The sequence below is a fragment of the Bacillota bacterium genome, from assembly GCA_040754675.1.
Classification (GTDB): domain Bacteria; phylum Bacillota; class Limnochordia; order Limnochordales; family Geochordaceae; genus Geochorda.
The window spans coordinates 1-10,172 of the sequence record JBFMCJ010000102.1; the positions used below are offsets into that span (position 1 = coordinate 1).

The 10,172-nt window shown below is 65.6% G+C and carries 9 protein-coding genes; 1 reads left to right on the forward strand and 8 read right to left on the reverse strand.

Features of this window, described 5'->3' with window-relative positions:
* Window positions 1-35: 35 nt before the first annotated feature.
* The 5 genes from AB1609_07940 to AB1609_07960 form a co-directional block, all read right to left on the reverse strand.
* A complete protein-coding gene (locus tag AB1609_07940; protein MEW6046397.1) occupies window positions 36-944 on the reverse strand; it encodes an ABC transporter permease in 909 nt (302 codons plus the stop codon).
* A gap of 36 nt (window positions 945-980) precedes the next feature.
* Window positions 981-1,931, reverse strand: coding sequence for an ABC transporter permease (locus AB1609_07945; GenBank protein MEW6046398.1), 951 nt, complete (start codon window positions 1,929-1,931; stop codon window positions 981-983).
* A gap of 62 nt (window positions 1,932-1,993) precedes the next feature.
* Entirely contained in the window at window positions 1,994-3,655 is a 1,662-nt protein-coding gene (locus AB1609_07950) for an ABC transporter substrate-binding protein (GenBank protein MEW6046399.1), read from the reverse strand.
* Between the two features lie 61 nt (window positions 3,656-3,716).
* On the reverse strand, window positions 3,717-4,808 hold the full coding sequence (locus tag AB1609_07955; GenBank protein MEW6046400.1) for a CapA family protein: 1,092 nt from the start codon (window positions 4,806-4,808) through the stop codon (window positions 3,717-3,719).
* 71 nt (window positions 4,809-4,879) lie between these two features.
* The gene (locus AB1609_07960; protein ID MEW6046401.1) at window positions 4,880-5,929 is read right to left on the reverse strand and encodes a zinc-binding dehydrogenase; all 1,050 of its coding nucleotides are present in this window, start codon (window positions 5,927-5,929) and stop codon (window positions 4,880-4,882) included.
* A 272-nt stretch (window positions 5,930-6,201) separates the two neighbouring features.
* Between AB1609_07960 and AB1609_07965 the strand changes: the two genes are divergently transcribed.
* Window positions 6,202-6,333 (forward strand): hypothetical protein, encoded by a 132-nt coding sequence (locus tag AB1609_07965; GenBank protein ID MEW6046402.1) that lies wholly within the window; start codon window positions 6,202-6,204, stop codon window positions 6,331-6,333.
* Between the two features lie 92 nt (window positions 6,334-6,425).
* Here the strand turns inward: AB1609_07965 and AB1609_07970 are convergent, their stop codons facing one another.
* The 3 genes from AB1609_07970 to AB1609_07980 form a co-directional block, all read right to left on the reverse strand.
* Window positions 6,426-7,982: an altronate dehydratase family protein gene (locus AB1609_07970; GenBank protein MEW6046403.1), complete on the reverse strand. Its 1,557-nt coding sequence runs from the start codon at window positions 7,980-7,982 to the stop codon at window positions 6,426-6,428.
* A gap of 84 nt (window positions 7,983-8,066) precedes the next feature.
* The gene (locus AB1609_07975) at window positions 8,067-9,581 is read right to left on the reverse strand and encodes a tripartite tricarboxylate transporter permease (protein MEW6046404.1); all 1,515 of its coding nucleotides are present in this window, start codon (window positions 9,579-9,581) and stop codon (window positions 8,067-8,069) included.
* 10 nt (window positions 9,582-9,591) lie between these two features.
* Window positions 9,592-10,053, reverse strand: coding sequence for a tripartite tricarboxylate transporter TctB family protein (locus tag AB1609_07980; protein MEW6046405.1), 462 nt, complete (start codon window positions 10,051-10,053; stop codon window positions 9,592-9,594).
* Window positions 10,054-10,172 lie beyond the last annotated feature (119 nt).

A 10,172-nucleotide genomic window follows, 5' to 3' on the forward strand; every position in this document is an offset into this window, starting at 1 on the left:
GCCACCCTGCCAGGGGGGACGCCTGCCGGCCCCGGTCAGCGGCGGTGGGGGTCAAGCCATTGCTGGAGGGCGTCGCCCAGGAAATGGAACGCAAAGACTGTGACCGAAATGAGCAGGCCCGGGTAAACCGCAAGCCACGGGCTGGTCCAGACGTAAGTCTGGGCGTTTTGCAGCATCGAGCCCCATGAGGGCGTCGGCGGCTGGACGCCCAGCCCCAGATAGCTGATGGCGCTTTCCACCAGGATCGCGTAGGCGACGCCCATGCTGGCGTTGACCAGGATCACCGGCAGCGTCTGCGGCAGAACGTGCCGTACGAGGACCCGTCGGCGGGTAGCGCCCAGCGCATAAGCTGATTCGACGAACTCCTGGGCCGCCCACTTCCGGACATCGCCGTACACCACGCGGGCGGTCTGCATCCACGACGTGAGGGCGATCACGAGGATCACCCACAGCGTGCCGCTGCCGAGCACGGTCAGCGCCGCAAGCACGAGGAAAAACTGGGGAATGGCCATCATGGCATCGGTCAGCCGCATCAGCGCGACCTCCGCCCATCCCCTGTAAAACCCGGCCACCGCCCCGGTCGCCGTGCCCAGGACGAGAGAGAGCACCATCGACGCCACGCCGACGCTCAGTGTGACCCGCCCGCCGTGAAGCAGCCTCACCAGCACGTCTCGCCCGAGCTCGTCCGTACCCAGCCAGTGCTCGCGGGAAGGAGGGCTCAAAGCGCCTGCCGGGTCGACCGCCACCGGCGATTGACGCACGAAGGACGGCCCCAGGAAGACACCGGCGGCCACCGCCACCAGCACGACGAGCGAAACGACGCCCGCGGGGCGGCGCCGGCCATACCGGCGCGCTTCCCGCCACGCCTGCTCGATCGCTGCACGGACGCGCCGGGCGCCACCCGTCGGGCGGACTCCTGCGGCGTCATCCTGCGAGGCCCGCACGAGACCTCGGCTGCCTGCCGTCTCCTGCATATAGACTTAGCCCTCGAGCCGGATCCTCGGGTCGGCCAGCGCGTGCGCAACATCGACCAGCAAGCTGCACGCCACCACCACGAGGGCCACCAGCATCGTGACGCCCAGAATGACCGGATAGTCGCGGCCAAGCGATGCGTCGTACGCCAACCGCCCGATGCCCGGCCATCCGAAGATGGTCTCCGTGATGATGGCCCCGCCCACCAAGCGTGGCACGAGCACACCCAGGATGCTGATCACTGGCCCCAGGGCGTTGGCCAGCACGTGCCGGTAGTGGACCCGGCCGGGGGTCACTCCTTTCGCGACCGCCGTGCGCACGAAATCCTGCTTGAGCACGTCCAGCATGGCGCTGTGCGTGAAACGCATCACGTACGGCAGCGTGCTGGCCGCCAGCACCACGGTCGGCATGATGGTGTGGCGCAGCGTGTCGACGAAGCTGGGCGGCCCCCCGATCGTCCCCATCCCGGACGACGGGAGCCACCCGAGCTGCACCGAGAACAGGAGGATCAGCAGGATAGCCAGCCAGAAGGACGGTACCGATAGCCCCGCGACGCTGATGAGCCCGAACAGCATGCGCACTGCCGAGCCGGGCCGCGTGGCGGAGGTGATCGCCATCGGCACCCCCAAGGCCACGGCAAGCCCCAGCGCCGTGGCCGACAGCCGCAGCGTGTTGGGAAGCCGATCGGCCAACAGTTCCGTAACGGGCCGGCTGTCGGCCAGCGACCGGCCCCAGTCACCTCGCAGCATGCCGCCAAGCCACCGCCCGTAGCGGTACCAGGCGGGTTCGTGGAGATGCAGCCGGACGATGAGGGCCTGGCGGGCCTCCTCGGTCATTTCCATGCGTGCCAGCACCCCCGGGCCCCCGGGCGCCAGGTCCACGAGGAAAAACGTGATGGCGCTCACGACAAGCACCGTTACGATTCCCTGCGCGACCCGGCGTATCAGCAGCCGTCCCATCGATCCCGGCCGACCCTCCTTCTCGTGTACCTACGGCCGACGCAGACACGGGCCGGTGGGCTTCACCGCATGCGGTACCACTGGTGGACGTAATGCATCTGGTCACGCAACCCAAGCTCGACCAGGCCGCCCAGCGTGCGGCTGCGCACCTGAATCTCCTTCGGGTACCACAGGAACAGATAGGGCAGGCGCTCGGCCACCACCTTCTGGAAATCGCGATAGATTCGGACGCGCTCCGAAACGTTGGAAGTGACCCGGCCCGCCTCCAACAGCCGATCCACCTCGGGGTCCCGGTAGTTGGGGACGTTCGCCCCCTTGCCTGCCCCGGACGAATGGAAGTAGTTGAACACGTCCGGGTCAGGGGGAGTGATCCACCAGGCGACGGTGGCGTCGTAGTCCCGCCGAACAATCGCCTTCTGGATATAGGCGTTCCATTCGTTCATCTCCAGCCGCACCCGCATGCCGACCGCGACCAGGTACTGCTGGACGAGTTCCGAGATCGGCTGGAGATCCTTGGTGCGCCCAACGTCGAGCACAAACTCGAGAGGCCTCCCGTCCTTGTCGAGCACGCCGTCGCCGTCGCGGTCGACCCACCCGGCTTGGGCCAGCAGGTGCTTTGCTCCCTCGGGGTCGTACGAGTACGCCGTCACGTTGGGGTCGTAGTAGGCCTTGAGCACGGGGGATATGGGACCCGTCGCAATGCGTCCGTACCCGCGCAGGATGCTGTTGATGATGGCCTGGCGATCGATGGCCATCAACATGGCCTGGCGCACCCGCACGTCCTGGAACAGCGGGCGGTCGTGGTTGACCGCTATGAAGTAGTAGTTGACCTGATCGACAGGGACCACCTTGATCCGGGAGCTGCGTTCGAAGCGGGCGACCGCGGCCGGGTTGTCGACGATCATGATGTCGAGTTCGCCTGCCAGCGTCTGCGCGACCTGGGTGTTGGCGTCGGGGAGGATCTTGAAGACGAGGCGGTCCAGGTACGGCCGGCCCAGGAAGTAGCGGTCGTTGGCAACGAGGCTGACATGAGACCCTGGAACGTACGATTCGATCTTGAACGGTCCCGTGCCTACCGGCTTCTCCTTGTTGAACGGCGTGAGGTTCCAGGGATCCTTCCCCTCGAAGCGGTGGCGCGGCAGGATCCCGGCGTTGTACGCCAGGTACGCGGCAAGCGCCGCGAAGGGCCGGCTGAGGACGAAGCGAACGGTGTAGTCATTGACGACCTCCACTCGTTCGACGGCCGCGAAGTCCGCCCGCCGGGGCGACCCTAGCTCGGGCTTCAACACGATTTCGTTGAAGGTATAAGCCACGTCGGCTGCCGTGAAGGGCTGACCGTCATGCCACTTCACGTCCCGCCTCAAATAGAAGGTCCACCGCAGCCCGTCCGAGCTCGTCTCCCAGCGCTCTGCGAGGTCCGGAACGGGCTGGAGATCGAGCCCCGGCTTCGTCAGCCCGTTGAACAACACGCGGTTGGGAAAGACCGATTCGACGTACGCGTTCGGGTGCCACGGGTTGAACGTCGGGTCAGCAACGATTGGAATCGTGACAGTACCCCCGGTGGGAGGGGTACCAGCAGCGGCAACCGCGCCCGGCCCCACGGCTGGTAGCAACAGGAGCACCAGCCCGAGTACCAGCCCCGTCAGCCGTCGGGTGCGGACGGCCACCGCCGGGCGCGGCCTGCCTACCGTGCCCGTGTTTGCAGCGCTCTCATGCCCTTCCAACGAAAGCTCCCCCTTCGCCTTGGCTGAAGCTCTTCTGAGTTGCCGAACCCTCGCCCGGCCCTCACCCCAGCCAGACCTCGCCGGTCCCGTCCGGCCCCCACGTGATGCGGGTGCCAAACCCGGCGCTCATCGACGCGATCCGCTGCTGAATCTCCGCGGCCGCTGCCGCTGCAACCGGCTCGGGCTCCCACTGCTCCCCGAGCCAGTACGGCACAACGAACGCCCGGCGCAGCCGGCCTCCGCCCACTTCCAGGCGCACCCGAAGCGATTCCCGCTCCGCCCCCGAGGAGCCCGTCCGGTAGGGGAGGCGGGCGCCATCAAGGGCAAGCTGCTCCGGGTGGGCGTGGACGTGGAAGATGAAGTTGCCCACGCTGTAGAAGACCGGCACCCCTCGATAGACCTCGATCCCATGCAGGCAGTGCGGATGATGCCCGACAATGGCCCCCGCGCCTGCCTCCACGAGCCGGTGGGCGAGCGGCTGCTGGTAGTCGGCCAGCCATCCCTGGAACGGGGGCGCCCACCCCGGGGGTACACCCCAATGAATCAGCACGATGACCAGGTCTGCTCGGCGCCTCGCCTCGGCCACCGCTTCGAGCAGCGGGCGAAGGTCCTCCTCGTCGATCCAGGTATGCACCCACGGAGCCGTACCCGGCTGCTCTTCGTTGACGGTGCGCTCCGTCTCGAGGCTCACCCGTACCGCCACCCCCGCCACGCCGGGTCGGCCGGCACGGGCTGCGAAGCCGGGGGGCAGGGTGGTGGCCGCTCCAAGGGCGGCCACGCGGTTTCCCGCCACATAGAACACCCGGGGGTCGAAAGCCTGGGCCGGCGACGCGCCGGCTCCCACCCACCCCACGCCGGCCTCGCCGAGCAGCCTCAGCGTCTCGACGAGCCCCTCGACGCCGAAATCGAGGGAATGGTTGTTGGCCAGGCTCACCGCATGAATCCCGAGTTCCGCCAGCCAACCCGCTGCCTCGCCGGGCATGGATAGCCGCACGAGCTTGTCGGCCGGGGGCCCTGCGCGGGAGAGCGGCCCCTCCAGGTTGGCCAGCCGCACGGACGCGTCGGCGGGAAGGGCCAGGCGAGCCCCTTCCCGAGCGGGCCGCTGCAGGACGATATCCCCCACGATGTCGATCCATCCTGCGTCGCTGCTCATCGGGCCACCTGCTCTCCAGCACTTACTTGCGGCCGGCAAAAGAGGGGCGGGATCACCGGGTACGCACCTTGTCAGTCGAGTTGGATGACGACCTTGCCGACATGCTCCCGCGACTCGAGGAGCCGGTGAGCCTCATGGATCGCTTCGAGGGGGAGCACCCGATAGATAACGGGCTTGATGGACCCGCTGAGGACGAGCGAGAGGACTGCCCGGAAGTCCCGCAGGTTGCCCATGGGGGCACCCAGGATCCGGCGGTGTCGCTGGTAGATCTCCCGGATACTGATCTCCGGCACGTCGCCCCCGGTGGCTCCGCAAATGGTCATCCGGCCGCCGGGCCGCATGGCGTTGATGCTGGTTCGCCAGGTCGGAGCGCCGACCGGGTCGACCACGAGATCCGCGCCGGACCCGCCGGTCACGGCCATGACCTCCGCCAACACGTCCTGGCGCGCGGTGTCGACCAGGTGCCGCACCCTCAGCGTGTCGGCGAGGTAGCGGAGCCGATGTTCGCCCCGGGCGCAGGCGATCACGTTCGCGCCGGCGTGGATGGCAATCTGTACCGCCGCCACTCCCACCCCACCGCCTGCCCCCATGACCAGCACAGTCTCGCCCGGACGCACCTGGCCGACGGTTACCACCATCCGCCAGGCGGTGGTGTAAGCGGCGGGAACGGCTGCGGCCTCCGTAAACGGAAAGGAGCCGGGCAGGGGGATGGCGTTCGCCGCGGGCACCACGGCGTACTGGGCGAGGCCGCCCCAGGTGTGTTCGCCGAATATGCGCATGGAACGGCACATCGACTGCTCGCCCGCCAGGCAGAAGTCGCAGTTCGAGCAAAACAGCGCCGGGTAGATCACGACGGGCTGCCCGGGCCGCAGGCCCGACGCATGCGTACCGGGGCCAAGTTCGGCGATCTCGCCGGCCATGTCAGATCCCGAGACGTGCGGGAGCGTCGGCGTGTGCACGGCCGGCCCGCGCAAGCCCTGGCGGGCGAAAACGTCAAGGCGGTTCAGGGCGCATGCGCGCACCCGCACCAGAACCTCGCCGGGGCCCGGCTTTGGGGTGGGGACCTCTTCCAGTTGGATGGCATCGAGGCCGCCATAACTGCGGATTACCGCCGCCCTCATCGAGCTTTGCCCCACGGCCCCGATGCCGCGGCAAGGCGGAGCGTACGGCGTTCGCTGGCCCGTTGAATCCCTGAAAGCAACGTAGATTGCGTCCTTTCATGTGTTGGCGTGGCCCAGAACCCCGGACAGGCTGGTGTTGGCGCCTATGCTAACAACCGAGGCAGGCTGCGTCAAGGGTTCGCCTTGCCTCAAAAGCAAAAGGTACTCGAACAGGCCCGCCGCCCTGCGCCTGGAAAGGAGCGCCAGACCATGAAGCCGAGGAGGCGCAGGGCGTGCCCCTTTCGTTGCCCGAGCGGCGAGCCGTCGTTCGGGAGCTCGCCGACCGCTACCGCAAGGCCCGGAAGAAGGAGAAAGCGCAGATCCTCAACCGCCTGCAGCAACCGTGCGGCTATAACCGCTCCTAATCTGCGCTACGACACGCCCGAACAGGTGGAACTGCTCAACACGCTGTACCCCGAGCTGTGCACCATCCGCGAGCCCTCCGTTGGAGGCATGGCTACACCGTGCGCTCAATCCTGCTCAGCACGACCTGCAGGTTGCCAAGGATTTCTGCTCTCGTAAGCATCCCTCGGCTCACTGCGGCCAGGCACTCCTTCACCGCGCCGGCGGCTTGCTCGAAGGACTGCTCCCCTGCGACTAGATCACTGACGTCTACGTCGATGTCCGCCTTCATCGCACGCAGTGTAGAAGGGTTAGCGCAGATCTTGATGGTCGGTGCCAGCGTGGACCCCACGATGTTGCCCTTTCCCGTTGAGAACAGAATTACCTGTGCGCCTGCGGCGGCAAGGCCCGTGATGGATTCACTTGCGGGAGCGGGGGTATCCATGATATATAGCCCCTTCCCGGGCGGGGCTTCCGCGTAATCGAGCACTCCCTCGATGGGGCGTGAGCCCCCCTTTACCATTGCCCCGAGGGCCTTCTCTTCAATGGTTGTCAACCCGCCAGCGATATTGTCGGGAACCGGGTTAGCCCCCAGGATGCTCACGCCTCGGGCACGAGCGTCCTCCTCTACGCGCCACACGATTTCGTAGATGCGCTTGGCGATCTCCGGGGATCGTGCACGCTTGGCGAGCAGGTGCTCGGTTCCGATCAATTCGGAGGTTTCCGACACGATCACCGTACCGCCGTTGTCGACGACTTCATCGGCAATCATACCCAGCACCGGGTTTGTCACGAGGCCCGATGTTGCGTCGGAGCCCCCGCATTCGACCCCCATGACCAGGTCGGAGACCGAAACGCGCTCTGGCTCGAGACGGGAGGCCTCGAGAACCATGTCCAGAGCGACCGTAGCCCCTCGGTAAATGGTCTCCGGGGTGCCCCCGCACTCTTGGACACTTACCTGCGCCACCCGCTTGCCCGCGGCGCCGATCGCGTCAGCAAGGCGCCGTGCCGAAACAGGCTCGAGGCTCACAACCAGGACAGCCGCCGTGTTCGGGTTCTGGCCCAAACCTACTAGAGTGCGGAACGTCAATTCGGCGTCTTTCCCAAACTGTCCGCGTCCGTACCAGATAGTGACTGGAATCGTTCCCCTTACCTGAGCGGAGATCCGCTCCACAATGCCGTTCACGTTGTCCATGGCGGCGAGCACCAAGACGTGGTTACGAAAGCCGACACGCCCATCGGCCCGTCGGAAACCCTTGAGCACCAGGTTCGACAGCCCTGTCGCGGAGCCTCCGAATGCCCTCCCCGATCCGACAATGCTGGCCACTCCCTGGTAAATCAGCTCGCTACCCGAGTACGGGACTTGAGTCCAGGCCTCAACCAGGTCGGGGGAGTCGCCCCGCCCGCGCAGCCCTTCCACGTTGTGACTGTGGACCAGACTCCCGGATTCGATGTCGAGGGTCGCCCTGCCGATGACGTGGCCATACTTGATGATTAGGTTGCCACGGGGGATGGATCGTAGGGCCACCTTATGTCCGAACGGGATGGTCTCGTGGATGGTCAGCTGCTCGAAGCCGTTGGATCCCAGTACTTGGATCGTCGAGCCTTGCTCCAGTTCCCGCAAGGCCGTCGCAACGTTATCCGCCGGGTGTAGCCGAATGCACTCGTGCACCAGGGTAGCCTCCTCACTCATGCATATCCGGATGGACGGCTTCGGACTGTTCCACCTCTTCGAATCCGCACCGAACAAGGCTGCCTACCCGCTGCCGGCCTGTGCGGCGGGGTTGGTCAATTTCGCATGTGTAGGAAGCAACCCCCGCACTGATACAACCAGCGAAAGCACGGCAAACGCAAGTGCCGTGGCAGCCGCCGGGCTCCTCAGGAAAACGCTCCATGCCCCGTCGGCCATGAGAAGAGCCCGTCGGAGGTTGCTCTCAACCATGGGACCCAACACGAAAGCTAGTACAAGCGCTGGTGCGGAGAAGCCGCTCTTTCTGAGCACGTACCCGAGCACGGAAAACGCGAGCATCATCCACACGTCAAACATGAGATTGCGAACGGCGAAGGCACCGATGGCCGACAGGATTAGGACGAGTGGCCCCATGACACGGTTGGGCACCTCGACGGCCCGGGCAAATACCCGCGTGGTCGAGACCCCCAGAGCCCACAGGAGGCCGATACCCAGCACCATCGAGGCAAACAGCCCGTAGATGACGCCGGGGTGCTCGCTGAAGACCTGAGGTCCAGGTTGCACCCCATGAAGCATGAGCGCACCCATCATCACGGCGGCGGTCGGAGAACCTGGAATCCCCAGCGTGAGCAGTGGGATCAGGGCCATACCCACCACGGCGTTATTGGCACTTTCCGGCGCGGCAATCCCGGATGGCACGCCGCTGCCGAACTCCTTCTGCCGCTTGGAAGAGAGCCTGACGCAGTTGTACGCAAGCCATGAAGCGGTCCCCGCGCCCAGACCGGGGAAGACGCCGACCACGGCTCCGACAAGGGTTCCGATCCCGATGGCGGGAAGCACGCCTCTAACCTCTCGACGGGTGAGCCACACCTCAAATGCCGTACGCGGCAGCCTGACACGCACATCGAGTTCCTCACCGACGAGACGCAAAGCTTCCGCACCTGCAAACAACCCAATCAGTATGGGCACCAGCGGGATTCCCTCGAACAATTCAAAACGACCCAGGTTGAAACGCGAGTATCCAGTGAACACGTCCATGCCCACGGTCGAGAGTAACAACCCCAGCACTCCCGAGAGCAGGCCCTTGAGTAGACTACCGCTTGCCAGGCTGATAACGGCAGTCAGCCCGAAGACCCCGAACGCGAAGAACTCCGCCGGACCAAGTTGCAGCGCGAGCCGGGCGACCGGTCCTGCGAGAACGGCCAGCAGAAGAACGCCGGCGAATCCCCCCAGGGCACTAGCCGTGATTGAGTAACCAAGTGCCTTTCCGGGTTGACCATGTCGTGCCAGGGCGTAACCGTCGAGCACCGTTGCAGCCGCGGCCGGAGTCCCGGGGGTGCTGATCAGAATGGCAGGAATCGACCCGCCGTACTCTGCGACCTGGTACAGCGACGCCAGCATGATTAGCGCGGCATCGGCGGGTAAGCCATATGTGAACGGAAGTAGCAGCGCCACCCCGACTGACGGACCGATTCCGGGTATGATTCCCACGATCATGCCTGCCAGCGCCCCGGCTACCAGAGCAAGCAAGTTCCGAGGCTCCAGTGCAACTGCAAAGCCACTACCAAGTAACTCAAGCATCCTTGAACCCTCACCTCCCCCGGACGCCCGGTAGCGGAACGTGCAGAAGTTGGCCAAAGACCAGCCACAGTCCCACGACGGTCAGCAGGCCGATTCCCACCCACTCACCCCATCGGGAACGAGACCGAGATAGGATCGCAAGTTCGGCAATCATCACGACGAGGGTGGATACGAAAAAGCCTACGCGTTCGAGCATCAAGAGATACACGGTAAACAGCGCCACTGTGAGAGCCAGTTGTCGCGAAAACGGGATCGTTACTGTCGTCCTGCGTTTTCGCACAAGAGCCGTGACGACGACCATAATCGACAGCACAAGCCCCGCAATGCTAAGCACCCTTGGTAAGAGGGCCGGTCCGATGGTCGATCCCGTAGGAGACGGTGGAAACGCTTGCGTCGAACTGTAAGACCATCCGAACAGCATGCCCATTGCGGTGCCCATGATCAGTTCCACGTAGTGCAGAGGAACCTTCACCCATTATCCCCCCAAGGGCGCCCCGTAGCCCTGCCTTGCCCCTTTGGGTGCGGCGATCAGGCGCGGCGCATGGACCCAGCCGAGCCACCAGGACCCCGCAGGGCCATGCTCCGTAATCT

What these genes read in the sequence shown, in the direction of transcription:
- AB1609_07960 (MEW6046401.1), bottom strand. Translation starts at nt 5,929, where the DNA reads ATGAGGGCGGCGGTAATCCGCAGTTATGGCGGCCTCGATGCCATCCAA.
- AB1609_07955 (MEW6046400.1), bottom strand. Translation starts at nt 4,808, where the DNA reads ATGAGCAGCGACGCAGGATGGATCGACATCGTGGGGGATATCGTCCTG.
- AB1609_07975 (MEW6046404.1), bottom strand. Translation starts at nt 9,581, where the DNA reads ATGCTTGAGTTACTTGGTAGTGGCTTTGCAGTTGCACTGGAGCCTCGG.
- AB1609_07945 (MEW6046398.1), bottom strand. Translation starts at nt 1,931, where the DNA reads ATGGGACGGCTGCTGATACGCCGGGTCGCGCAGGGAATCGTAACGGTG.